22 protein-coding genes are annotated in these 24745 nt (G+C 68.5%); 12 read left to right on the forward strand and 10 right to left on the reverse strand.

Annotation, left to right across the window (positions count from 1 at the left end):
* Positions 1 to 17: 17 nt before the first annotated feature.
* From rsmB to def, 3 genes are all read right to left on the reverse strand, one after another.
* Positions 18 to 1349 (reverse strand): 16S rRNA (cytosine(967)-C(5))-methyltransferase RsmB, encoded by a 1332-nt coding sequence (gene rsmB, locus AC5P56_RS01790; protein WP_046432737.1) that lies wholly within the window; start codon positions 1347 to 1349, stop codon positions 18 to 20.
* 3 nt (positions 1350 to 1352) lie between these two features.
* Entirely contained in the window at positions 1353 to 2276 is a 924-nt protein-coding gene (fmt, locus tag AC5P56_RS01795; protein ID WP_014648563.1) for a methionyl-tRNA formyltransferase, read from the reverse strand.
* 120 nt (positions 2277 to 2396) lie between these two features.
* On the reverse strand, positions 2397 to 2909 hold the full coding sequence (gene def / locus AC5P56_RS01800; RefSeq protein ID WP_014648564.1) for a peptide deformylase: 513 nt from the start codon (positions 2907 to 2909) through the stop codon (positions 2397 to 2399).
* 126 nt (positions 2910 to 3035) lie between these two features.
* On the opposite strand from def, the gene AC5P56_RS01805 reads away from it, so the two are divergent.
* The 9 genes from AC5P56_RS01805 to AC5P56_RS01845 all read left to right on the forward strand — a co-directional run bounded on the left by AC5P56_RS01805 (position 3036) and on the right by AC5P56_RS01845 (position 12612).
* Entirely contained in the window at positions 3036 to 4166 is a 1131-nt protein-coding gene (locus AC5P56_RS01805) for a LysM peptidoglycan-binding domain-containing protein (RefSeq protein ID WP_032958270.1), read from the forward strand.
* A 129-nt stretch (positions 4167 to 4295) separates the two neighbouring features.
* Positions 4296 to 5423 carry a DNA-processing protein DprA gene (gene dprA / locus AC5P56_RS01810; RefSeq protein WP_014648566.1) on the forward strand — a complete coding sequence of 376 codons (1128 nt, stop codon included), beginning with the start codon at positions 4296 to 4298 and terminating at the stop codon, positions 5421 to 5423.
* A gap of 43 nt (positions 5424 to 5466) precedes the next feature.
* Positions 5467 to 5940, forward strand: coding sequence for a DUF494 family protein (locus AC5P56_RS01815; RefSeq protein ID WP_005419622.1), 474 nt, complete (start codon positions 5467 to 5469; stop codon positions 5938 to 5940).
* A 39-nt stretch (positions 5941 to 5979) separates the two neighbouring features.
* Positions 5980 to 6747, forward strand: a complete 768-nt coding sequence (locus AC5P56_RS01820) for a pilin (protein ID WP_288496749.1) — start codon at positions 5980 to 5982, stop codon at positions 6745 to 6747.
* A gap of 49 nt (positions 6748 to 6796) precedes the next feature.
* Entirely contained in the window at positions 6797 to 7726 is a 930-nt protein-coding gene (locus AC5P56_RS01825) for an RDD family protein (RefSeq protein ID WP_049408647.1), read from the forward strand.
* 193 nt (positions 7727 to 7919) lie between these two features.
* Positions 7920 to 10412: a DNA topoisomerase I gene (locus tag AC5P56_RS01830; protein WP_049408649.1), complete on the forward strand. Its 2493-nt coding sequence runs from the start codon at positions 7920 to 7922 to the stop codon at positions 10410 to 10412.
* Positions 10413 to 10540: 128 nt separating this feature from the next.
* The gene (tsaC, locus tag AC5P56_RS01835; RefSeq protein WP_288496748.1) at positions 10541 to 11131 is read left to right on the forward strand and encodes an L-threonylcarbamoyladenylate synthase type 1 TsaC; all 591 of its coding nucleotides are present in this window, start codon (positions 10541 to 10543) and stop codon (positions 11129 to 11131) included.
* Between the two features lie 43 nt (positions 11132 to 11174).
* Positions 11175 to 11864 (forward strand): hypothetical protein, encoded by a 690-nt coding sequence (locus tag AC5P56_RS01840; RefSeq protein ID WP_014648571.1) that lies wholly within the window; start codon positions 11175 to 11177, stop codon positions 11862 to 11864.
* Positions 11865 to 11898: 34 nt separating this feature from the next.
* Positions 11899 to 12612: a hypothetical protein gene (locus AC5P56_RS01845; RefSeq protein ID WP_041864295.1), complete on the forward strand. Its 714-nt coding sequence runs from the start codon at positions 11899 to 11901 to the stop codon at positions 12610 to 12612.
* Positions 12613 to 12706: 94 nt separating this feature from the next.
* Here AC5P56_RS01845 and AC5P56_RS01850 read toward each other — a convergent pair whose 3' ends face one another.
* Entirely contained in the window at positions 12707 to 13483 is a 777-nt protein-coding gene (locus AC5P56_RS01850) for an SDR family oxidoreductase (protein ID WP_014038643.1), read from the reverse strand.
* 112 nt (positions 13484 to 13595) lie between these two features.
* Between AC5P56_RS01850 and AC5P56_RS01855 the strand changes: the two genes are divergently transcribed.
* Positions 13596 to 13808 carry a hypothetical protein gene (locus AC5P56_RS01855; RefSeq protein ID WP_134809345.1) on the forward strand — a complete coding sequence of 71 codons (213 nt, stop codon included), beginning with the start codon at positions 13596 to 13598 and terminating at the stop codon, positions 13806 to 13808.
* 98 nt (positions 13809 to 13906) lie between these two features.
* On the opposite strand, the gene sppA is transcribed toward AC5P56_RS01855, so the two are convergent.
* From sppA to AC5P56_RS01875, 4 genes are all read right to left on the reverse strand, one after another.
* Positions 13907 to 15829: a signal peptide peptidase SppA gene (gene sppA / locus AC5P56_RS01860; RefSeq protein ID WP_032958263.1), complete on the reverse strand. Its 1923-nt coding sequence runs from the start codon at positions 15827 to 15829 to the stop codon at positions 13907 to 13909.
* Between the two features lie 115 nt (positions 15830 to 15944).
* Entirely contained in the window at positions 15945 to 17309 is a 1365-nt protein-coding gene (locus AC5P56_RS01865; RefSeq protein WP_046432753.1) for an MATE family efflux transporter, read from the reverse strand.
* A 206-nt stretch (positions 17310 to 17515) separates the two neighbouring features.
* A complete protein-coding gene (locus AC5P56_RS01870) occupies positions 17516 to 18097 on the reverse strand; it encodes a DUF3106 domain-containing protein (protein WP_032958258.1) in 582 nt (193 codons plus the stop codon).
* Positions 18090 to 19094 (reverse strand): hypothetical protein, encoded by a 1005-nt coding sequence (locus tag AC5P56_RS01875; RefSeq protein WP_014648577.1) that lies wholly within the window; start codon positions 19092 to 19094, stop codon positions 18090 to 18092. The genes AC5P56_RS01870 and AC5P56_RS01875 overlap by 8 nt, the downstream gene beginning before the upstream one ends.
* A 412-nt stretch (positions 19095 to 19506) precedes the next feature.
* Here AC5P56_RS01875 and AC5P56_RS01880 point away from each other — a divergent pair, with 412 nt between their 5' ends.
* On the forward strand, positions 19507 to 21684 hold the full coding sequence (locus AC5P56_RS01880) for a primosomal protein N' (protein ID WP_197604966.1): 2178 nt from the start codon (positions 19507 to 19509) through the stop codon (positions 21682 to 21684).
* Positions 21685 to 21780: 96 nt separating this feature from the next.
* Here AC5P56_RS01880 and AC5P56_RS01885 read toward each other — a convergent pair whose 3' ends face one another.
* Both AC5P56_RS01885 and AC5P56_RS01890 read right to left on the reverse strand, forming a co-directional pair.
* Positions 21781 to 22401 (reverse strand): glutathione S-transferase family protein, encoded by a 621-nt coding sequence (locus AC5P56_RS01885; RefSeq protein ID WP_014648579.1) that lies wholly within the window; start codon positions 22399 to 22401, stop codon positions 21781 to 21783.
* 112 nt (positions 22402 to 22513) lie between these two features.
* The gene (locus tag AC5P56_RS01890) at positions 22514 to 23293 is read right to left on the reverse strand and encodes an NYN domain-containing protein (RefSeq protein WP_014648580.1); all 780 of its coding nucleotides are present in this window, start codon (positions 23291 to 23293) and stop codon (positions 22514 to 22516) included.
* A 123-nt stretch (positions 23294 to 23416) separates the two neighbouring features.
* Between AC5P56_RS01890 and AC5P56_RS01895 the strand changes: the two genes are divergently transcribed.
* A complete protein-coding gene (locus tag AC5P56_RS01895) occupies positions 23417 to 24697 on the forward strand; it encodes an NAD(P)/FAD-dependent oxidoreductase (protein ID WP_142235122.1) in 1281 nt (426 codons plus the stop codon).
* Positions 24698 to 24745: the final 48 nt, after the last annotated feature.

Raw genomic sequence — 24745 nt, forward strand, 5'->3', positions numbered from 1 at the left:
GCAACGTCAGCGGGGGGTCAGGCCGTTTTTAGCAGACGCGCGTAAAAGAATCCGTCAGCATCGCTGTCACCCGGCAGTCGCTGGCGCGCGATCCCCTCGCAGTCCAGGCCGAATCTGTCATCCAGCGGCTGTGCCACCGCGTCCGGATGCCACTTCAGGAAGGCCCGCACCTGATCGATGTTCTCGGCGCGCAGGATCGAACAGGTGGCGTACAGCAGCACGCCGCCCGGACGCAGCATCGACCAGCAGGCCTCCAGCAGGCGGGCCTGCACGCCGACCAGCGCATCGATATCCTCGGCGCGGCGGTGGAACATCACGTCCGGCTGGCGGCGGATCACGCCGGTGGCCGAACACGGCGCATCCAGCAGGATGGCGTCGAACGGGGTGCCATCCCACCACGCACCGGGGTCGCTGGCATCGGCCACCCGGGTCTGCGCGCCCTCACCTACACCGGTGCGGGTGTAGGTATCGCGGGCACGCGCCAGGCGACGCGCATCGATATCCAGCGCCAGCAGGCGCAGGCTCGGGTCACGCTCCAGCAGGTGCGCCGACTTGCCACCCGGTGCCGCGCAGGCGTCCAGAACGCGGGCGCCGGACGCCGGTGCCAGCGCGTCCGCCGCACATTGCGCCGACAGGTCCTGCACCGACAGCGCACCGTCGGCGAACCCCGGCAACTGGTTCACCGCGATGGGCGCCACCAGGCGCAGCGCGTCGGCGCTGAGCGGGCTGGCTTCGGCAGCAATGCCGGCCTCGGCCAGCGTGGCCAGCGCCTTGTCACGCCCCCCCTGCTGGCGGTTGGCACGCAGCCACAGCGGCGCCGGCTGCAGGCTGGCAGCAAAGATCGCCTGGGCCTGGGACGGCCAGTCGCGCTCGACGGCATCGGCCAGCCACGCCGGAAAGGCGTCACGCGCAGGCTGCTCCGGGAACCCCTCGCGCTGCGCGCGGCGCAGGATCGCGTTGACCAGCCCGGCCTGGCGCTCACGGCCCAGCGCGCGGGCGGCGTCGACCGTGGCCGACAGGGCCGCATGCGCCGGCAGTTCCAGCACGTCCAGCTGCGCGAAGCCCACCATCAGCAACGTGCGCAGGTCGGCATCACGCGCCGACAGCGGCTTCTGCATCCACGACTGCAAGGCAGCGTCGTAGGTACTGCGGCGGCGCAGGACTGCAAAGCACAGCGCTTCCAGCAAGGCCCGATCACGACTGTCGGCCAGCTTGGGCAGTGCCCAGGCCAGTTCCGCCTTCAGCGAGCGGCCACGGGTGAACACCTGCGCCAGTACGCGTGCGGCCAGCATGCGGGTGGCCGCGCCCGGCGCCGCCTTGGCGACGGAGAAATCATTCTGCTTCGACACCGCTTATGCCCCCACGTGCAGGTCGCGGCGGGCATTGAGGTAGTCGGCGGCGGTGATCGCCTTGCCGCCTTCGCGCTGCAGCGTGCGCAGCCGCAGCGCGCCCTGGCCGCAGGCGATGTCGATACCATCGCGGCTGGCCGCCAGCACCGCCCCCGGCGCCTGGCCGTGGGCCAGGTCAAGAGCGACCGCGCCGTGGATGCGCACGCGCTCGCCGGCCAGCGTGGCCTCGGCGATCGGCCACGGATTGAAGGCGCGCACGGTGCGGGCCAGTGCATCGGCGTCCTGCGCCCAGTCCAGGCGGGCTTCGGCCTTGTCCAGCTTGTGCGCGTAGGTCACGCCCTGCTCGGGCTGCGGCCGCGCGATCGGCTTGATGCCGGCACGCAGCAGGCCCAGGCCGTCGGACAGCACCTGTGCGCCCAGTTCGGCCAGCTTGTCATGCAGCTGGCCGCCGGTATCGGTGGCCGCGATCGGCAGCTCCTGGTGCAGCAGCACCGGGCCGGTATCCAGGCCGGCTTCCATCTGCATCAGGCACACGCCGGTCTTTGCGTCACCGGCCTGGATCGCGCGCTGGATCGGCGCGGCACCGCGCCAGCGCGGCAGCAGCGAGGCATGCACGTTCCAGCAGCCGTGGGTCGGGATCGCCAGTACCGCCCTGGGCAGGATCAGGCCGTAGGCGACCACCACCATCAGGTCCGGCTGCAGGTCGCGCAGCTGCCGCTGGGCAGCTTCATCCTTCAGCGATTCGGGCTGGTAGACCGGAATGCCACGGGCCACGGCTTCGAGCTTGACCGGCGACGGTGCCAGGCCACGGCCGCGCCCGGCCGGGCGATCAGGCTGGGTATAGACGGCCACGACCTCGTGGTGGCGCGCCGCGGCGCGCAGCGACGACACCGCGAATTCCGGCGTACCGGCAAAGACAATCCTCATGGCTACCCCACTTGCAGGATGGATTCGTGCAGGAAAGAAAACGGCGCCGTCGGCCGGCGCCGTACAGCCCGCGCGCGTCGCGCAGGCACGGGCCACCCGGAGGGCGGCCCGGATTGGCGATCACGCCACGTGCTTGCGCTGCTTGGCCAGCTTCTTGCGGACCATCTCGCGCTTGAGCGGCGACAGATAGTCGATGAACAGCTTGCCGTCCAGGTGGTCCATCTCGTGCTGGATGCAGGTGGCCAGCACTTCACCGGCCTCCAGCTGCTGCTCCTGGCCGTTGCGGTCCAGGTACTTCACGGTGATGGTGTCAGCGCGGGTCACGTCGGCGAAGATGCCCGGGACCGACAGGCAGCCCTCCTGGTACACCCGGCCCCCGTCCTTGGCGACGATTTCCGGGTTGATGAACACATGCGGTTCATTCTTCTCTTCGCTGACATCGATGACCATGAAGCGCTTGTGCACGTCCACCTGGGTGGCGGCCAGGCCGATGCCCGGGGCGTCGTACATGGTCAGGAACATGTTGTCGATCAGTTCCTGGAAGGCCGGCGTGGTGACTTCGGCGGCGTCGATCAACGCAGCCTTGGTACGCAGGCGCGGATCGGGGAACTCGAGAATGGGGAGAAGGGCCATGGCTGTTTCCGGGTAGGGGGCCGGCACGCCGGCATACGTCGCAGATTCTAGCTCCAACGCTTGCCTTGCGCCCCGGTTTCTGGACTATAGTGCGTGGACCTGTTGGGGAATCAGGGCTTCACACCTATGTTGCTTCGTTTTCGTACGGTCGTCGCCGCGGCGATGCTGACCGTGGCTGCCTATGCTACCGCCGTGGAAGTGAATGGCGGGCACCCGGACACCTATGTGGTCCGAAAAGGGGATACGTTGTGGGATATCGCCGCACGTTTCCTGCAGAAGCCTTGGCTGTGGCCGGAGATCTGGCAAGCCAATCCGCAGATCGCCAACCCGCACCTGATCTATCCAGGTGACGTGCTGAGCCTGGCCTACCTGGACCGGGTGACCGTGTCCCAGGCCGGTCCGCGCCAGGAGGCCCCGATCGACGCCATTCCGCTGGCCCAGGTCGAGCCGTTCCTGAAGCAGCTGAGCGTTGTCGACAGCGTCAAGCAGCTGCCCTACGTCGTCGGCCTGGAGGACAGCCGCCTGCGCGTGTCCGGTGGCGACACCGTCTACGTGCGCCTGGCGGATGCCCAGGTGGGCCAGCGCTGGGCCGTGGTACGCCCGACCGTGCGTTACGCCCAGCCCAAGCCGACCGAGGACCTGACCGCCAATGGCGACGTCACCCCGGGCAGCGGCAACCTGTGGAAGGCCTACAACGCACCCAACGCACGTCGTGGCGTGCTCGGCTACGAACTGGCCCAGGTCGCCACCGGCACCATCACCCAGATCGCCGGCGGCAAGGTCGAGGCCTCCACGCTGGTGCTGGACAAGAACGTCGGCGGCCGCGAAGTGCGCGCCGGCGACCGCCTGGTGCCGGTCGAAGCCCGGCCGTACGACCTGCAGTTCGTGCCCCACGTACCCGCTGCGGGTGTCGAGGGCGTGGACGTGCGCGTGCTGGCGGTCACCGACATGTTCACCGCCGGTGGCCCACGCGACGTGATCGCGATTTCGGCCGGCCGTGCCCAGGGCGTGGACAACGGCACCGTGTTCTCGCTGTGGCGCCCGGGCCGCCATGTAGCGCACCGCATGAAGTACCCGACCTCCTCGCGCATGGACGACTCGCTCAGCACCGGCGCAGGCCGGGTCTCGCTGCCGGATGAATATGCCGCGCATGCGATGGTGTTCCGCACCTTCGACAACGTCAGCTACGCGCTGGTGATGCAGGGCGTGAAGCCGGTGCAGGTGGGTTACAACGCGCTGCACCCGGACGCGAAGTAACGGTTGCCGGACTGCCCCGGCCACCACTGGAGTGCCGGCCGCGGGCCGGCAGGCACCTCCGGCAAAACCTGACAGCCACATGCGAAGGCGCCCTAGGGCGCCTTTGTTGTGTGCGGCCGATAGTGGGGGATGACCACACATGCATACGAGGCGCTGCTGCGCCTGTTGATGGCGGGAGGCGCACTGGCGTCCCGACGGGCCCTGCTGCAGGCCGCGGGCGATGCGGAAACCGCCATCGCGCAAGGCACTGCGACCTGGCGTGCGCACGGTTGCACGCCGGAGCAGTGCGCCGCCCTGGAACGCCCCGATACCCGGGCCTGGACATCGGCCCGGCGCTGGCTGGAACAGGACAACCATCACCTGCTGCCGTGTACCGATCCGGCCTTTCCGCCATCACTGCTGGAGGTACCCAACCCGCCGCTGGCGCTATTCGTGGCCGGTGATCCCTGCCTGGCCTGGCGCCCTTCGGTGGCGCTGGTCGGCAGCCGCTCGCCCACCCCGGGCGGGCGTGCACTGGCCGCGCGTTTTGCCGGCTGCTTCGTCGAGGCCGGCCTGGCGGTGACCAGCGGCCTGGCCGCAGGCATCGATGCGGCCGCGCACCAGGCTGCGCTGGAGGCCGGCGGCTGCACCATGGCAGTGATCGGCACCGGCCCTGACCGGGCCTATCCGGACAGCCACGCGCGGCTGCAGGCGCGGATCGCCGCCGAAGGCGTGGTGCTCAGCGAGTACCTGCCGGGCACGGCTGCCCGTCCCAGCCACTTCCCTGCGCGCAACCGGCTGGTGGCCGGACTGGCGCTGGCCACCGTGGTGGTCGAGGCCGCGCAGCGCTCGGGCGCGCTGATCACCGCGCGCCTGGCCGCCGAGGCAGGCCGCGAGGTCTGTGCCCTGCCCGGGTCGGTGCTCAACCCGCGCGCGACCGGCTGCCATCGCCTGATCCGCGAGGGCGCGGCGCTGGTCGAGCGCCCCGAGGAGGTCCTGGAACTGCTCGCCCCCGCCCTTCGCCAGCAGCTGCCGGGCTTGCAATCGCGGTTGGCCACCCCCACTGAACAGGCACCGCCGGCGCTCCTGCCGGCGCGCTGGGCCGACGACCCTGACTACCAGTGCTTGTGGCGGGCGCTGGACCACAACCCAAGCGGTATGGATTCACTGATCACGCGTTGTGGATTGACGGCGTCACAGGTGTCCTCCATGCTGCTGGCCATGGAACTGGCGGGAATCGTGGTGTGCGTACACGGCCGCTACTGTCGAACTCCCTAGTTTCTTCACCTCCACAGCGTCGCGCGACGCAGGCCGAGGGGCAATGAAAGAGAGCATCCTGGATGTACTGCTGTACCTGTTTGAACACTATTTCAGCGAAGATGCGGACCTGATCCGTGACCGCGATTCGCTCCAGAACGGCCTGATCCAGGCCGGTTTCAGCCCCACCGAGATCAACAAGGCGTTCGACTGGCTCGATGCCCTGGCCGCGCAGCGGCCGAGCGTGGCCCAGGCGCGGGTCGATGGCCCCGTGCGCATCTACCACGGCCCCGAGCTGGACAAGCTGGACGTGGAATGCCGCGGCTTCCTGCTGTACCTGGAACAGCACGGCATCCTCGACGCCGACCAGCGCGAGCTGGTGCTGGACCGGGCGATGGCCCTGGACCAGGACGAACTGGACCTGGACGACCTGAAGTGGGTCGTGCTGATGGTGCTGTTCAACCAGCCCGGCTCCGAAGCGGCCTACGCCTGGATGGAGACGCAGATGTTCATGGACGAGCCAGAACCCCTGCACTGACCGTACACTTGGGGGCATAGCGCATTCAGGAGCGTCCCCGTGAGCGAGTGGTTCCACGCAGAAGGCAACCGGCAGCAAGGCCCGCTGCCGGCGGAACAGTTGGTCGAGTTGTTCCGCAACAACCAGATCTCCCTGGACACCCTGGTCTGGCGCGACGGCCTGCCGCAATGGCAGCCGTTGCGCAGCGTGGTCGATGAGCTGGGCCTGATCGTGCCGGCGCTGGACGTCGCCGCGCCGGCCGTGGAACCCGAGCCGGAGCCCGAACCGGAACCGGTTGCGCCGCCGCCGCCGCAACCACCGGTGCTGCCACCGTCCACGCCCTATGCCACGCAGACCCCGGCCGGGGTGCTGCCGCCGCCGAAAAAGAAGCTCTCCGGCTGCGCCCTGACCGCGATCATCGGCGGCGGCGGCCTGCTGCTGGTGCTGGTGCCGGTCATGGCCATCCTCGCGGCGATCGCCCTGCCTGCCTACAACGACTACACCGTGCGTGCCAAGGTTGCCACCGCGGTCAATGCCCTGCAGCCGCTGAAACAGCAGGTGCAGCACTTCGCCGACGACGAAGGCCGCTGCCCCGGTGCCAACGATGCCGGTTTCCCGGCGCCGGGTGATTTCACCCAGGCCGGCCTGTCGGCGGTGAACATCGGCCGCTTCAACAACGGCCACTGCGGCATCGAAGCAACGCTGGCCGTGCCCGGCAAGAGCCTCGATGGCGACCTGCTGTGGCTGGAATATGATCGCGACAGCGGCCGCTGGGAATGCAGCGGTGAAAGCGACGACAAGTACCTGCCGCCGTCGTGCCGCGGCTGAGCCACGCGCACGGCAGCACCTCCAAGGACGATCCAACAGGGAACATGCAATGACCGAGTGGTACTACGCCGAAGGACAGCAACGCCAGGGCCCGCTGCCGGTCCAGGAAATCCGCCAGCGCTTCCAGCGGGGCGAACTGAACCTGGACACCCTGGTCTGGCGCGAAGGCATGGCCCAGTGGGCTGCACTGCGCCAGGTGGTCGATGAGCTCGGCCTGCAGACACTGGCCGATGCCAGCACGGCCACCGCCAGCGGCGGCTTCGACCTGCGCGGCGACTACGCCGCCATCGACAACGGCACTGCACCGCTGCCTGGCACGGGCGCGCTCAGCAGCTCGCCCTACAGCGCCCCGGCCGCTTCCGGTGCCGGTGGCCCGCAGCCGGTGATCGGCGGCGAGGTGGTCTACGCAGGCTTCTGGAAGCGCGTAGCGGCGTACATGATCGACTACTTCGTGCTGGCCATTCCGGGCGGCATCATCGGCGCCATCATCGGCGTGGTGCTTGGCGCCAGCATGGGCGCGGTGGGCAGCGGCGAGACCTCCATCGAAATCGTCGCGCAGGTGGCCAGCGCGCTGATCAACATGGCCATCGGCGTTGCCTACTACACCTGGTTCCATTCCTCGCAGGGTGGCGCCACGCTGGGCAAGATGGCGGTCGGCATCAAGGTCGTGCGCAGCAACGGCGATCGCCTGACCAAGGGCCGCGCCTTCGGCCGCTACTGGGCCATGCTGCTGAGCAGCTTCACCCTCGGCATCGGCTTCCTGATGGCCGCCTTCACCGAGCGCAAGCAGGGCCTGCACGACATGATCTGCGACACCCTGGTGGTCGACCGCTGGGCCTACACCGACCAGCCGCACCTGCAGCGCCATGAGCTGGGCACGGTCACCATCGTGATCCTGGTGCTCACCGGCCTGCTGGTGCTGGCGGGCCTGGTGGTGCTGGTGGCCGCGGTCGGCTTCATCGCCAAGATGGCCTCATGAACGGCCATCCTCACGTCTGGCTGCTTGACAGGGGCTGGCCGGGCGTGATTCCTCTAATAAGGTGAAACCTGAACGCCCGGCACACTACCGGGCGTTCAGCGTATTGATTTGTCCGTGGCCGCTTCACTAATGCGGCCGTTTGCTCCACCCTAGCGGCCCCTCCCCTGCGGCTCGCCCCACAGACACTGCTGCCATGCCCAAGCACCTGCTCATCGTCGAATCGCCGGCCAAGGCCAAGACGATCAACAAATACCTCGGCAAGGACTACACCGTCCTGGCCTCGTATGGGCATGTGCGTGACCTGATTCCGAAGGAAGGCGCGGTCGACCCGGACAACGGGTTCGCCATGCACTACGACGTGATCGACAAGAACGAAAAACATGTCGACGCGATCGCCAAGGCCGCCAAGGGCGCCGACGACATCCTTCTGGCGACCGACCCGGATCGCGAAGGTGAAGCGATCAGCTGGCATATCGCCGAGATCCTGAAGGAACGCGGGCTGGTCAAGGACAAGCCGATGCAGCGCGTGGTGTTCACCGAGATCACCCCGCGCGCCATCAAGGAAGCGATCAGCCAGCCGCGCGCGATCGCCAGCGACCTGGTCGATGCCCAGCAGGCGCGCCGCGCGCTGGACTACCTGGTCGGCTTCAACCTGTCGCCGGTGCTGTGGCGAAAGGTCCAGCGCGGCCTGTCCGCCGGCCGCGTGCAGAGCCCGGCGCTGCGCATGATCGTCGAGCGCGAGGAGGAGATCGAAGCCTTCATCGCCCGCGAGTACTGGTCGATCGCCGCCGAGTGCGCACACCCGTCGCAGCACTTCAACGCCAAGCTGGTCAAGCTGGACGGGCAGAAATTCGAGCAGTTCACCATCACCGACGGCGACACCGCCGAAGCCGCCCGCCTGCGCATCCAGCAGGCCGCGCAGGGCTCGCTGCATGTCACCGACGTGGCCAGCAAGGAGCGCAAGCGCCGCCCGGCGCCGCCGTTCACCACCTCCACCCTGCAGCAGGAAGCCTCGCGCAAGCTCGGTTTCACCACCCGCAAGACCATGCAGGTGGCGCAGAAGCTGTATGAAGGCGTGGCGATCGGTGACGAAGGCACCGTCGGCCTCATCTCGTACATGCGTACCGACTCGGTGAACCTGTCGCAGGACGCGCTGGCCGAGATCCGCGACGTGATCGCCCGTGATTACGGTATCGCCTCGCTGCCGGACCAGCCGAACACGTACCAGACCAAGTCCAAGAACGCCCAGGAAGCGCACGAGGCGGTGCGCCCGACCTCGGCCCTGCGCACCCCGGCCCAGGTGGCGCGCTTCCTGACCGACGACGAGCGCCGCCTGTACGAACTGATCTGGAAGCGCGCCGTCGCCTGCCAGATGATCCCGGCCACGCTCAATACCGTCAGCGTCGACCTGTCCGCTGGCAGCGAGCACGTGTTCCGTGCCAGCGGTACCACCGTGGTGGTGCCCGGCTTCCTGGCCGTGTACGAGGAAGGCAAGGACAACAAGAGCGCCGAAGACGAGGACGAAGGCCGCAAGCTGCCGGCGATGAAGCCGGGCGACCGCGTGCCGCTGGAACGCATCCAGGCCGAGCAGCATTTCACCCAGCCGCCGCCGCGCTACACCGAAGCGGCGCTGGTGAAGGCGCTGGAAGAGTACGGCATCGGCCGTCCGTCGACCTACGCCTCGATCATCCAGACCCTGCTGTTCCGCAAGTACGTGGAAATGGAAGGCCGCAGCTTCCGCCCGTCCGACGTCGGCCGCGCGGTGTCCAAGTTCCTGTCCAGCCACTTCACCCAGTACGTGGACTACGACTTCACCGCCAAGCTCGAAGACGAGCTCGACGCCGTCTCGCGTGGCGAAGAAGAGTGGATCCCGCTGATGGCCCGCTTCTGGGAGCCGTTCAAGGAGCTGGTGGAAGACAAGAAGGAATCGGTGGACCGCGCCGAGGCCAGTGGCGCGCGCGAGCTCGGCACCGACCCGAAGACCGGCAAGCCGGTCAGCGTGCGCCTCGGCCGCTTCGGGCCTTACGCCGCCATCGGCAGCACCGCCGAGGACGCCGAGGAGAAGCCGAAATTCGCCTCGCTGCGCCCCGGCCAGTCGATGCACACCATATCCTTGGAAGACGCGCTGGAACTGTTCCTGATGCCACGCGCGCTGGGCGAGGACAACGGCGAGCCGGTCAGCGTCGGCATCGGCCGCTTCGGCCCGTTCGCCAAGCGCGGCAGCACCTATGCCTCGCTGAAGAAGGAAGACGACCCGTACACCATCGACCTGGCCCGCGCCGTGTTCCTGATCGAAGAGAAGGAAGAGATCGCGCGCAACCGGATCATCAAGGAGTTCGAGGGCAGCGACATCCAGGTGCTGAACGGCCGCTTCGGCCCGTACATCAGCGACGGCAGGATGAACGGCAAGATCCCCAAGGATCGCGAGCCGGCATCGCTGACCCTGGCCGAAGTGCAGCAGCTGATGGAAGAAACCGGCAAGCCCGTGCGCAAGGGCTTCGGCGCCAAGAAGGCTGCCGCGAAGAAGGCACCGGCCAAGAAGGCGGCGGTGAAGAAGGAAGCGGCGCCGAAGAAGGCCGCAGCCAAGAAAGCGCCTGCCAAGAAGGCGGCGAAGAAGGCCGTGGTAAAGAAGGCCGCTGCAAAGAAGGCACCTGCGAAGAAGGCCGTCAAGAAGGCCGCGAAGTAGATTCACGCCATGCGTGGATAAGGGGTAGTGCCGGCCGCTGGCCGGCAACATCCAGAAGCACCCGATGCCGGCCAGCGGCCGGCACTACCGGGCCAGGGTCCACCCCTTCTGCACGCCGCAGGGGGATAATGGGGGCCCACGTCGGGCCGGTCGCCGCCATGAAAGAACTCACCCTGGACTCTGCTGTCGCCACGCTCCGCGCCGGCGGCGTGATCGCCTATCCGACCGAAGCGGTCTGGGGCCTGGGCTGTGATCCCTCGCATGAGGCGGCGGTGCACATGGTGCTGCGGCTGAAGCAGCGCCCGATCGAGAAGGGCATGATCCTGGTCGCCGCCGAATTGTCGCAGCTGGAGGGCTGGGTGCGCCTGCAGGCGTTGCCCGATGCCCGACAGCGCGCGGTGCTGGCCAGCTGGCCGGGTGCCAACACCTGGATCCTGCCGGCCGGTCCGCGCGCCCAGCCCTGGATTACCGGCGAGCACAGCGGCATCGCCGTGCGCATCAGCGCGCACCCGCTGGTCGCCGCCCTGTGCCGCGCCTGGGGGGGGCCCCTCGTCTCCACCAGCGCCAACCTGGCCGGTGAACCACCGGCACGCAGCCGTGCCGAGCTGGATCCACGCCTGCTGCGCCTGCTCGATGGCATCCTCGATGGCGAAACCGGCGGCCTGTCCCAGCCCACCCCGATCCGCGACGCGCTCAGCGGCAACGTGCTGCGCTCCTGAGCGGACGATTGCACTGCCACGCACAATCACGCACCCTGCCGCCATGAACCTGCTGCGCACCGCCCTGGGCCTGTGCCTGCTGCTGCCATGGACCGCACCGGCCGCCGAGGACGTGCGCGTCTACCGCTGCGTCGCCAGCAATGGCGCCGTGGCCCTGCAGGACAGGCCCTGCAGCAGCGGCCGGCAGGAGGTGCGTGACCTGCAGCGCCCGCGCGATCCGGCACCCCGGGTGGTGCGCAGTGACGCCCCTCCCGCGGCGCCCAGCGAGGTTCCGGTGATGCGCGATCGCGAAGTCCGCCACGTCTACATCCAGCCGCCACAACCGTTGTACGAGTGCGTGAGCGACGACGGTCGCCGCTACACCAGCGACAGCAACGAGGGCAATCCGCGCTGGGTCCCGTTGTGGACCAGCGTGTGGCTCCCGCACGGGCACCACGGCGCGGTCCACCCCGGTCCACGCCCGGGCTTCGGCACGCCGGTCGGTGCGCCAATCGGTGAAGGCACAGGCTACCGGCCGCCTGCGGTGGGCGTCGGCGTGCAGGTGCCGGCCGGCAGCGTGCTGGTCCGTGACAGCTGCCATGCGCTGCCGCCGCAGGACGTCTGTGCGCGCCTGCGTGACCGCCGCTGGGAACTGGACCGCCGTTACAACAGCGCGCTGCAGAGTGAGCGCACCGCCATCAGCAATGAACAGCGCGGCATCGACGCGCGCCTGTCGCGGGACTGCGAACGCTGAGCGCGATGCCTGCCGGGGCATGTACGCTGTGCGCATGAAGAACCTGATCTGGCTGGCCCTGGGCCTGTTCGCCGGCAACGCGTTGGCCGACGACGGGGTGATCTACCGTTGTACCTCCAGCAGCAGCGATGTGCCCACCCTGCAACGCACGCCCTGCCCTGCCGGCAGCAAGCAGCAGGTGGTGAGGGTGCCGGCCAGTGCTCCGCCGGCGCCGGCCTCAGCGGCACCCGTGCCGGCCGCGCCCGGACCGGCCGCGGCCACTGCGCCGTCCGTTCCCGCACCCGCGCCTCGTCGCCCCGGGGAAGGACGCACGATCATGGAAGCTGGCATGGTCGAACGCGAAGGCGGCGATCTGATACTCGACAGTGCATCGCTGCCACGCCAGGCCGATGCCGCGCCGGACAGCAATGCGCCGCCGAAGCCGCCGCTGCCACCGATCTTCCAGTGCACCGACAGCCAGGGCGGTGGCTACCTGCACGAATACGAAGCCGCCCCCGGGCGCTGCGAACTGATGACCGTGCAGGGACTGGGCGGCGCCACGCCGGTCAATGCCGCCGGCTGCGAAGTGGTGCGCGACCGCTGCGAGGAACTGCCGGACGCGCAGCGCTGCAGCAGCTGGCAGCAACGCTTCCGCGACGCACGTGGCCGTGAGCGGTTCGCCTCGCCGGAAAACCGCGACAACGCCCGTGGGGAACGCGAACGGCTGCAGGGCGTGCTGGAGGCCAGCAACTGCCCGGTACCGGGGTGACAGCCACCCGGTAGTGCCGGCCGCTGGCCGGCAATCGCAGGATCTTCAAGTGATTCCAGTTGCCGGCCAGCGGCCGGCACTACCCTTTGGAAGATCAGAACCCGTAGCGCAGGAAGCCGCCATCCACCGCGATGCATTCGCCGGTGACATAGCTGGCCGCCGGCAGGCACAGGAAGCCAACGGCTGCGGCCACTTCCTCCGGCTCGCCGATGCGGCGCATCGGCGTGCGGTTGATCACTTCCTCGTAGTAGTCCGGGTCCGACAACGGACCGGACGTGCGCCGCGTGCGGATGTACCAGGGCGCCACCGCGTTGACCCGGATGCCATCCTCCGCCCACTCGACGGCCAGGTTGCGGGTCATCTGGTGCATTGCCGCCTTGGTCATGCCATAGACCACGCCACTGCGCACATGGGTCAGCCCGGACACGCTGCCGACATTGACGATCGAAGACGACGCGTGCCGGGCCAGCAGCGGATGCGCGTAGCGCGACAGCTCGAAGGCCGAGAACAGGTTGGTCTCGAAGATCTTGCGCCATTCGTCCTCGGAATATTCCGTGGCCGCCTTGGTGACGTTGCCACCGGCATTGTTGACCAGGATGTGCAGGCCATCGCTGTGATCTTCCACCCAGTCCAGGATCTGCCGACGGTCCTCGTCATCGGAGACATCGGCCGCCAGCGCGTGCACCTGGTGCTGCGGATAGACATCCAGCAGTTCGTCGCGCGCCGTTTCCAGCATGTCGATGTCGCGGCCGACGATCATCAGGTCGGCGCCGAGGCCAGCCAGTTCGTGCGCAATGGCCAGGCCAATACCGGCGCTGGCACCCGTGATCAGGGCCGTCTGGCCGTCCAGGCGCCACCGTTGCTGGGTCATGAGTCCTCCGGGGCCGCGCCCGCTGTGTTTCGATGCCGCAAGGATACGCGCTCACGGCAGCGCTCGGCCGGGGATGCGACACTTGCCCATACGCCCACCGCGGAGAGCCGCCATGCGCATCCTGATCCTGTCCACGTCGCTGCTGGCCAGCCTGCTGCTGGCGGCCTGCCAGCGGCCGCCCACGCCGAACCCGGAGAAGCCACCGGTGCCACGAGCGATGTCACGTGCGATCAACGACCCGCTGGACCGCGCCAAGGACGTGCAGAAAACCGTCGATGATGCCGCTGCGCGTGAGCGCAAGGCCGAAGCCGACGCGACGCAATGACCTGTGGGGTCAGAGACCTTTGTGCTGCCAAGGGATCCGACCCCATGAACGAAAACGCCCGGCCAGAGCCGGGCGTTTTCATTCGGTACCGTTGCCGATCAGAATCCGCAGAAGCAGTACGCCAGCGCCTTCACCGGAGCGCCATTGCCCTTCTCGCGGGCCGCGTTCTCGACGAAGCGCAACTGAGTGTCCACTTCCGGCATCGTGCGTGCCAGCATCATCCGCGCCATCCCCGAATCGGACAGCATCCAGGCACCGGCGCGGCTGCCGGCGAAACCGCTGACGAACTGCGCGAACGGCGTGGCCGCCTTCTCGATGTAGCGCACGCGATAGGCATCGGCCTTGCCCAGCTTGGCGCGGCTGGCCGCATCGGCCACCGCGTCCTTCAGGCCACCGAAGGCATCGACCAGGCCGCGTTCCTTGGCCTGTGCACCGCTCCACACGCGGCCACGGGCGACCTCGTCCACGGCCTCGACCGGCTTCTTGCGGGCGTCGGCGACACGGCCGGTGAAGTCCGCGTAGCCCTTGTTGATCACCGTCTGGATGACCTGGCCCACGGCCGGGTCCATCGGGCGGGTGACATCGAAGGCGCCGGCGAAGCGGGTGGTGCCGACACCGTCGGTGTGCACGCCGATCTTGTCCAGCGCGCGGCTGAAGTTCGGCACCATGCCGAAGATGCCGATCGAACCGGTGATGGTCGACGGATCGGCATAGATGCGATCGGCGTTCATGCTGATCCAGTAGCCACCGGAAGCGGCCAGATCACCCATCGACACCACGACCGGCTTGCCAGCGGCCTGCAGGGCTACCACTTCACGACGGATCTGCTCGGAGGCGAACACTTCCCCGCCCGGCGAATCCACCCGCAGCACCACCGACTTCACGTTGTCGTCGTCGCGCGCGGCACGCAGCAGCGCCGAGGTCGACTCGCCACCGATGCGGCCGGCCGGCAGGTCACCGCCACTGATTTCGCCGGCGGCCACCACCACGGCCACCTGCGGACGCGAGTCCACCGGGTTGCGGCGCGCGTCGAGTAGGGCCAGGTAGCGGCCGAAGTCAACGTTGCGGAAACCACCGTCGGCATCCTCGTCGGCCACGCCGCGCTCGATCATCAGATCCTCGAATTCCTCGCGGGTCTTCAGCGCGGTCACCAGCTTCTGCTGCAGGGCGAACTTGGCCAGGTCACCACCGGCGGCAGCGATGCCTTCCGGCAGGGTGTCGATGCCGGCGGCCAGCTGTGCCGGATCCAGGCGGCGGGCCTTGGCGATGTCGCCCAGGTAGCGCTGCCACACGTCGTTCATCCAGAACAGGTCGGCTTCCTTGGAGGCCGGCGACGCCGCGTCGAGCACGTACGGCTCGGCCGCGGACTTGTACTCGCCCACCTTGAACAGGTGCACGTCCACGCCCAGCTTGTCCTGCAGGCCGGTGCGGAAGTACTGGCGGTAGCGGCCGAGGCCTTCGAGCACGACCGAACCCATCGGGTCCAGGTAGACCTCGTCGGCCTGCGCGGCCAGCAGGTACTGCGACTGGCCCATGCTCTCGCTGTAGGCCACCAGCTGCTTGCCGGAGGCGCGCAGGTCCTGCAGCGCGGCGGCCACCTCACGCAGCGAGGCGAAACCGGACGGCTGCAGCTTGTCCAGCTCCAGCACCACGCGCTCGATCTTCTTGTCTTCCTTGGCCGACTCGATCACCCGCAGCAGATCGCGCAGCTGGATCTCCTCGGCGCCGTTGTCACCCACCGCCTTGGCCAGCGCGCGGCTGACCGGGTCGGCGCTGAACTGCTCGACCAGGCGGCCTTCCGGCGCGATCACGAGCGTCGTGCGGTCCTGCAGCGACTTGCTGGCACCGGCACCCATGCCGGCGGCGATGACGAACATCACCAGCAGCAGGAACAGCAGGCCGAAGAACACCAGGTTGAGGATCAACCGGCGGGTGAAGTTCATGACGTCCCACAGCCCGATGAAGAAACTGGCGACGGGGTTGCGACGCGCCGGGGGCAGCGGGGGCACGGGTTGATTCATGGAACGCTCCGGATGGCTTCTTGCCGTGGTACCAGCATAGCCGGTGCCGCGTGATGCAGCATCGGACACAAGTCAGGGGATCGCCCGTCACGGGTGAACGTGGCGGGCGGGAAGATCAGGACAGCGCGGATTGCCCGATGCGCTGGCTGCTGCGGCGCAGGCGCCAGCCCATCAGGATGGCAGCGGCGGTCAAGCCGACGATCAGGCCGATCCACATGCCCTGCGGGCCCATGCCCAGCCCCAGGCCGAGCCCGGCGCCGAGCGGCATGCCCAGGCCCCAGTACGCGAACATGGCGATGAACATCGGCACGCGGGTGTCCTTCAGGCCGCGCAGCGCGCCGGCCGACAGCACCTGGATGCCGTCCGGGAACTGGAAGGTGGCCGCGTACAGCAGCAGGGTCGAGGCCAGGCCGGCCACCGCCAGGTCGTTGGTGTACACACCGACGATGGCATCGTGGCCGAACAGCAGCACCGCCGCCGACAACGTCTGCGTGCCCATGATGATCGCGTAACCGGCCCAGGCCGCACGCCGCACGCCGAAGCCGTCACCACGGCCGACCGCATGGCCGACGCGCACGGTGGTGGCCTCGGCCACGCCCATCGGAATCATGAAGCACAGCTGCGCGACGTTGATCGCGATCTGGTGCGCAGCGGCTTCGTTGGCACCAAGGCGGCCGATCAGCAGCGCGGTGACGATGAACAGGCCGCCCTCCATCAGCACGGTGATGCCGATCGGCAGGCCGGTGCGCAGCAAGTCCCAGATCGCCTTCCAGCGCGGCCCTTCGAAATGCGAGAACAGCTGCAGATGGGCGAAGCGCCTGGTGAACCACAGGTAGGTGGCGAAGGCGATTGCCTGCAGCCACATCATCACCGCCGAGGCGATGCCCAGGCCTTCGGCGCCCATTTCCGGGAAGCCGAGCTTGCCGTTGGCCAGCACATAGCCCATCGGTGCCAGCACCAGCAGGCCACCGAAGCCGAGCAGCATCGTCGGCAGCGTCCAGTGCATGCCTTCACTGAGATAGCGCATGCAGAAGTACAGGGTCAGCGCAGGTCCGCCCCAGCGCACCGCATGCAGGAACGCGGTCGCCCCCGGCACGATGTCCGGCGCGATGCCGAACGACGGCAGCAGCGGCGGCACCACGGTGAGGAAGGTGAACATGATCAGGCCCAGCCCCAAGGCCAGCCACAGTGCCTGGCGGAACAGCGGGCCGATCTCGCGCTCGCGGCCGGCGCCATGCAGCTGCGACACCGAGGCGGTGAGCGAGATCAGGGTACCGATCGGAATCAGCATCGGCAGCCACAGCAGCGCCGTACCGATGGTGACGGCGGCCAGTGTGGCCGTGGCGTGGTGGCCGGCAATCACGTTGTCGACGAAGGAGATCAGACCGGTGGACACATGGCCCAGCACAAGCGGCAGGGCGAGCAGACCGGTGGCGCCGACTTCCTTGCTGAAGCGCGGCGTGGAGGTTGCAGTAGACATAAGGTGCTTGACGCGAACTGCGGTTGCGCGCGAAGGGCACAGGCACCGGGTTGCGGGCGCCCATCTTACGCGGGCGGCGCGTGCATTCCCATGACATGGCGTGAATGCTGGGTTTCAGCCGCCCCACACAAAAAGGGGACGGAGGGGATTAAGTCGTTTCAGGCCCGCTAGTGCCGGATGCGACTTAATCCCCTCCGTCCCCTTTTTTACTGGCCGGCCTGGCGCTTGAGCCAGCTGTCGCGCTCGGCGGCGGGCACGGCGAGGAAAGCGCTGCGCACTGCGTCGCGTTCCTGCGGTGGCGTGCGCTGCGCGACCAGAGTCAGCTGGGCCAGCTGCGCCGGGCTGAGCTGGCGCAGTACGGCCAGCGCGGTCTCGCGCTGTTCCGGCGGCACGAAGCCGAACAAGCCATGCAGCTTGGGGAATTCCAGGCCCAGTTGCGGGCCCAGCCGCCACCCGTCGCGGAACGCCTGGTCCTGGTCGCGGAACTGTTGGCGCAGGCGCTGCTGCTGGTCCGCAGGCAGCGCATTGAATCGCGCAGCCGCCTGGCGGATGCGCTCGCGCTCTCCTTCCGGCAGCGCGCGCCAGGCGGCGTAGTCGGCGCGGCGCTGGCGCTGCTGCTGCGCATCGAGCTGGGCGAAGCCAGAGGGTGCTGCCGTCGACGGTGCTGGCGAAGCCACCGGCGTGGCCGGCGACGTCGGTGGCGGCAACGGCACGTTCAACGATTGCGGCGCGGCAGACAGCGACAACGGCAGGGCCAGCAGCAGGCTGGCGAACACGGACTTATTCATCGGCAGCAGCGGTTTCCAGCGTGGCACTGGCCGGCTCCGGCCGGCTCGGCCTGGATTGCGATTCATCCACCGGCAGCGGGCCGCCCGCGGCAGTCCACGCGTACAGGTCGGCATCGGCAACCAGCGGGTAGTCACGATCGGCCAGCATCGCTGCGTCGTCCGTGGCCTGGGCCGTGGTCGCATCCGGCGTGGCGTTGACCTTGCTGGGTGGCAGGGCTTCCACCGTCACCGGACCGGCTTCGCCCACCACCCCCTCCGGCAGCGGTGCATCACTGCCGAAGGAATGCCCCTGCCAGTGGCGCCAGCCCAGCGCTGCGGCCAACAGTATCGCCACGGTCGCCAGCAGGATCAGCGGACCGCGCCAACGTGGCTTGGCGTTCGTGCGACGGCGCTTGCCATTGGCGGCCGCCCGCTCATCGCGCTGCGGTGCGCGCCAGCTCGGGGTCGGGGCTTCATTGTGGGCGGTCGCGGCGGCGGGTTGCTGCAGCTGCTGCAGGCGCGCGGCCGGCAACTCACGGATACGCGCCTGCACCTGTTCGGCCAACTGGCGCCAGGCCGAGGCATCCGGCTGGCCGTGGGCATCACGCGGGCAGGCGTCGGCCAGCAGGTGCTGGTAGCCGGCCTCGTCCTGGTCGAGCACGCGCATGGCGATGCCCTCGTCCAGGCTGCCCCCCACCCGCAGCAGCAGCGCAAGGCGCGGCAGCGGCGGCATCGCGCCCAGCACGGCCAACGGCGGCAGCCACTGCCCGCCCACCGGCTCGCGCAGCGCCTGGCGCTGGCCCAGAAGGGTCCAGAAGCGGGTCGGCCACTGCGCCATCGGCAGGTCGCTGGCCACTGCGGCAAAGGCGCGCATCACCGCCACCAGGGTCTGCTCGGCACGCGCGGCATCGCCGCACTGCAGTTCAGCGACCACCAGGGCACGGCGCTCGACGCCACGCAGGAACGCCGACAGCGCGCCGGCCGCGGTCGAGGAAACAGGGGCGGGCACAGCCGTCATCGGTCACTCCAAAGGTCTGCCGGCATGATAGCGGCAGGCCATCGACACCCGTAGGACTTGCGCCCACAGGCACTTCGTGCTGCAGGTTGTGCACAGCACCACGCCCCCTCCGGCGAAAACTGTGGTTTCGGGCTGAATTCACTCTGTTTCAGCATTGTTTCACACTTAAGATATTGATTTTATTGTCTTTTGTTGTGTGGCGATTTTTTGACCAACCCAAGCGTGAGGCCGTCGCCATCGGCCTTCTACGTTTCCGATGGCCGTTAACGCACAACGTTATCCACAGAACATGTGGATAAGACTGAATCTCCAATGGACACCGATATTTAGGTGACATTTATGATTCAACGGGCGCCGCCCCGCCGCTCCCGCTGCTGCCGTTCGCGCGCGCATGGCCCGTTACACTGGCCCGATGCTTTCACCGATTCCGACCCTGCAGGTCGCCCTGCCTGTCCCCCTGCCCCGCCTGTTCGACTACCTGTCGCCGGAGGGCGATGCACCGGCGGTCGCGGTCGGCTGCCGCCTGAAGGTGCCGTTCGGCAACCGGGAGCTGGTCGGTGTGGTGGTGGGGCACGGCCAGACCGACGACGGCCAGGGACTGCGCCAGGCCTTGGCCTGGTGCGACCCGCAGCCGCTGCTGCAGGGGGAGCTGTGGCAGAGCCTGCAATGGCTGGCGCGCTACACCCATGCGCCACTGGGCGAGGTGCTGAGCACCGCCCTGCCCGGCCCGCTGCGCCATGGCGAGGTCCTGCCCGACACACACCACTGGGGTTGGCAGCTGACCACCGAAGGCCACGCCCAGCGTGAAAAGCTGCGCGCTGGCAGCCGTCCACGGCAACTGGCCGAGCTGCTGGCCGAAGCCATCGTGGATGAGGACGTGCTGGGCGAACGCATGCAGGACTGGCGCACCGCCGCGCGCAGCCTGGCCAAGCGCGGGCTGGCCGAGCGGGTTGCGTTGAGCGTGGCCCCCCAACACGCGCAGCCACTGCCCGGTCCCACGCTCAACCCGGACCAGGCCGAGGCGGTGGCCGCGATCACTGCCGCCGACGGCTTCCAGCCGTTCCTGCTGGATGGCGTGACCGGCAGCGGCAAGACCGAGGTCTACCTGCAGGCGATCATCCATTGCCTGGCGCAGGGCAGGCAGGCGCTGGTGCTGGTGCCGGAAATCGGCCTGACCCCGCAGACCCTGGCACGCTTCCGTGGCCGCCTCGGCATCGCCGTGCATGCGCTGCACTCGGGGTTGAACGACAACGAGCGCGCGCGCGTCTGGGCAGCGGCCTCACGCGGCGAAGCGCGCGTCATCGTCGGCACCCGCTCAGCGGTGTTCACGCCGCTGCCCCAGGCCGGCCTGCTGATCGTCGACGAGGAACACGACGGCAGCTACAAGCAGCAGGACGGCATCCGTTACCACGCGCGCGATTTCGCCCTGGTCCGGGCCAAGTCGCTGGGCGTTCCGGTGTTGCTGGGCAGTGCCACGCCCTCGCTGGAAACCCTGCACAACGCCTACGCCGGGCGTTACACCCACCTGCGCCTGAAACAGCGCGCCGGCGATGCGCGGCCACCGCGCGTGCGCATCCTCGATGTACGCAAGCGCCCGCTGCATGACGGCCTCTCGGCCGATGTGCTGGCCGGCATCGGGGAGCATCTGCAGCGTGGCCAGCAGGTGCTGGTGTTCAAGAACCGCCGCGGCTACGCACCGGTGCTGCTGTGCCACGACTGCGGCTGGACCGCGCCATGCCAGCGCTGCGATGCGCCGATGACCGTGCATGGTGGCGGTCGTCGCCTGCAGTGCCACCACTGCGGCGCGCGGCAACCGGCGCCGCTGGCATGTCCGGCCTGCGGCAGCCTGGCGCTGCAACCGCAGGGCATCGGTACCGAACGCCTGGAAGAACATCTCACTGCGGCCTTCGCCGACTTCCCGGTGGTGCGCATCGACCGCGGCACCACCTCACGGCGCGACGCGCTGGAACAGCAGCTGGCGAAACTGGGCGACCAGCCCGGCATCCTGGTCGGCACGCAGATCCTGGCCAAGGGCCACGACCTGCCCAAGCTGACCCTGGTGGTGGTGGTGGGTATCGATGAGGGCCTGTTCTCGGCCGACTTCCGCGCCAGCGAAAAACTGGCGCAGCAGCTGATCCAGGTGGCCGGTCGCGCGGGACGTGCGCGCGACCCGGGCGAGGTCTGGCTGCAGACCCATCACCCCGGGCACCCGCTGCTGGAAACCCTGGTGAGCGGTGGCTACCATCCGTTCGCGCAAGCCGAGTTGAACCAGCGCCAGGCGGCCGGATTCCCGCCCTTCGCGCATCTGGCGCTGATGCGCGCCGAAGCGCAGCAGGTGGAGCATGCCAATGCATTCCTGCTGGCAGCCCGGCACCTGCTGGGCGAACAGAACGTGGTCGAGGCCTACGGGCCGATGCCGGCGCCGATGCCGCGGCGGGCCGGTTACCAGCGCACGCAGCTGCTGCTGTCTGCGGTGCAGCGGCCGCCGCTGCATGGCGTGCTTTCGCAACTGGTTCCGCAGCTGTACGCGCTGCCGGAAGCACGCAAGGTGCGCTGGTCGCTGGATGTGGATCCAACGGATCTTTATTGAGGGGTCAGAGCCCACCCGTCGGGTGGGATCCGACCCCGATGCCCTGGGGTCGGATCCCTTTTCGCAGAAAAGGGCTCTGACCCCGGACGCCTTCGCTTACGTCAGCGGCGACATCACGCCGCGCTGGTAGGCCGGTCGCTCACGCAGGCGCGCATACCACTCGGCCAGGTGCGGCAGGTCCGGGCGCTGGATCGGCAGTTCATACCAGGCGTACACCAGCGAGCCGAGCGGAATGTCGCCCATCGCGAACGTCCCGCCCGACAGCCATGGCTGCGTGGCCAGGGTGGCATCGGCCATCGCCAGGTAGTCACCGGCACGGACGATGGCCGCGCTGATGCGCGCTTCGTCACGGTCGGCCGGCGCGGTGCGCATGATGCCCCAGACCAGGTCGCTGTACAGCGGCGCCATCCGCGAGGTGCTCCAGTCCATCCACTTTTCGGCCTGCGCGCGCTCCATCGGGTCCTCGGCGTACAGCGTGCCCAGCGCATAGCGCGCGCTCAGGTAACGCACGATGGTGTTCGATTCCCACAGCGGCAGGCCGTGGTCCTCGATCACCGGCACCAGGCCGTTGGGATTCATCGCCTGGTACTCCGGCGTCTGCGTGCCACCATGGCTGCCGCCGACTTCGATGGATTCGTACGGCAGGCCGATCTCCTCGGCACACCACAGCACCTTGCGGACGTTGCTGGAATTGCGGCGGCCCCAGATCTTCAACATGCGGGTTTTCCTTGCTGGCAATGCGAGCGGCAACGATACGCCTGATTGGAGTGGAGATGTGCGTGCAGGATGCGGGATCGGGCGCCTGCGCGCTGCCGGCCGGCGGCCGGCACTACCGGTTCTTTTTTGGCAGCGCGCGCACGTAGGACGACTTGCCGTCCTTCTTCAGCTCGAACAGGCCGATCGCCGCCAGCAGATCGCTGAGTTTGCCGTAGCCATAGTTGCGCGGATCGAACGAGGCCTGGTTGCCGATCTGGCTGCCGACCGGCCCCAGGTGCGACCAGCCATCCTCGCCCTCGGCCGAGGACACCGCGCGGCGCAGCATCTTCACCAGCCGGGTGTCGCTGCGCATCTCCGCCCCGCTCTTGCGCGGGCGTGCATCATCATTGGCGACGGGCTCGTTCGATGCCTGTTCGCTCGATGCCTGCTCGGCATCCGGCACGCTGGCGTGGGTCTGGCCCAGCGCTTCCAGGTAGGTGAACTTCGAGCACGCGTTGACGAACGGTTCCGGCGTCTTCTTTTCGCCGAAGCCATACACCTTCACGCCGTCGGTCAGCAGGCGCATCACCATCGGGGTGAAATCGGCATCGCTCGACACGATGGCGAAGCCATCAAGGTTGCGCGCGTACAGCAGGTCCATGGCATCGATCACCATCGCCATGTCCGACGCATTCTTGCCCTTGCTGTAGGCGAACTGCTGGATCGGGCGGATCGCGTATTCGTGCAGCACCGCTTCCCAGCCCTTCAACCGCGGGCTCTTCCAGTTGCCGTAGGCACGGCGCACGTTGGCCACGCCATAGCGGGCGACTTCGGCCAGGACCTCGTCGATCTTCGAGGCCGGCGCATTGTCGGCATCGATCAACAGGGCGATGCGCTTTTCCGGTTCGCTCATGGATTCCTCGCGGGCGGTTGCCTGAACCCGAGTATCGCCGATCCACCCAGGCGCTGACGTGACAGGTGGCCGCCGTGCGAAGATGCCAGGCGCTTCCCCCAATGCCCCCACTGGAGTGAGTCGATGAGTCGCGAGCGCGTTCCCCACCTGGTCGTTGTCGGCGGCGGTTTTGCCGGTCTCTGGGCCACCCGTGCCCTGGCCCGCGAGCGCATACGCATCACCCTGGTCGACCGCCGCAACCATCACCTGTTCCAGCCGCTGCTGTACCAGGTGGCCACCGCCGGCCTGTCCGCGCCGGATATCGCCGCACCGCTGCGCCACATCCTCGGCCACCAGCGCAACGTGGAAGTCCGCCTCGGCGAAGTGGTGGCCATCGACAAGCAGGCACGGCAGATCGGCATGGCCGATGGCAGCACGCTGGACTACGACAGCCTGCTGCTGGCCACCGGCGCTACCCACGCCTACTTCGGCAACGACCAGTGGGCCGAAGATGCCCCCGGCCTGAAAACGCTGGACGATGCCATTGCGCTGCGCCGCAAGCTGCTGCTGGCGTTCGAGCGTGCCGAGGCCGAACCGGACCCGACCAGGAAGGCGGCGTGGCTGAGTTTCGCCATCGTCGGTGGTGGTCCCACCGGCGTCGAACTGGCCGGCACGCTGGCCGAGATCGCGCGCCACACGCTGCGCAACGAATTCCGCCACATCGATCCGGCCAGCGCCAAGGTGCGCTTGGTCGAGGCTGGGCCGCGCGTGCTGTCCTCGTTCCCGGAAGTGCTTTCGCTGAAGGCGCGCCGCCAGCTGGAAAAGCTGGGCGTGGAAGTGCTGACCGGTACCCCGGTGAGCGACATCGACAGCCAGGGCTTCAAGCTCGGTGAGCAGTTCGTGCCGGCCCGCACCGTGGTCTGGGCCGCCGGCGTGGCCGCTTCACCACTGGCGCGCACGCTGGACGTGCCGCTGGACCGCGCCGGCCGCGTGCAGGTGCAGCCGGACCTGACCCTGCCCGATCACCCGGAGCTGTTCGTGGCCGGCGACCTGGCCGCACTGAGCCAGGCCGACGGCAAGCCGGTTCCCGGCGTGGCGCCCGCGGCCAAGCAGATGGGCAAGTACGTGGCCGAGGTGGTCCGCGCGCGCCTGCATGGCAAGGCGGCACCGGGGCCGTTCAAGTACGCCGACTACGGCAACCTCGCCACCATTGGCCGCATGGCCGCGATCGTGCACCTGGGCCGGCTGCAGCTCTCCGGCGTGCTGGCCTGGTGGTTCTGGCTGGCCGCGCACGTGTTCTTCCTGATCGGCTTCCGCAACCGCATCGTGGTGCTGCTGAACTGGGCGGTCGCGTACTGGAGCTACCAGCGCAGCGCGCGCATCATCTTCGGTGATGATCAGGACGACCGGCGGCCGAGGCGGTAAGGCCGCACGCAACAGGGGTCGGATCCCTTTCCGCGGGAAAGGGCTCTG

This window comes from Stenotrophomonas sp. YJH_SMC_131 (assembly GCF_059367975.1).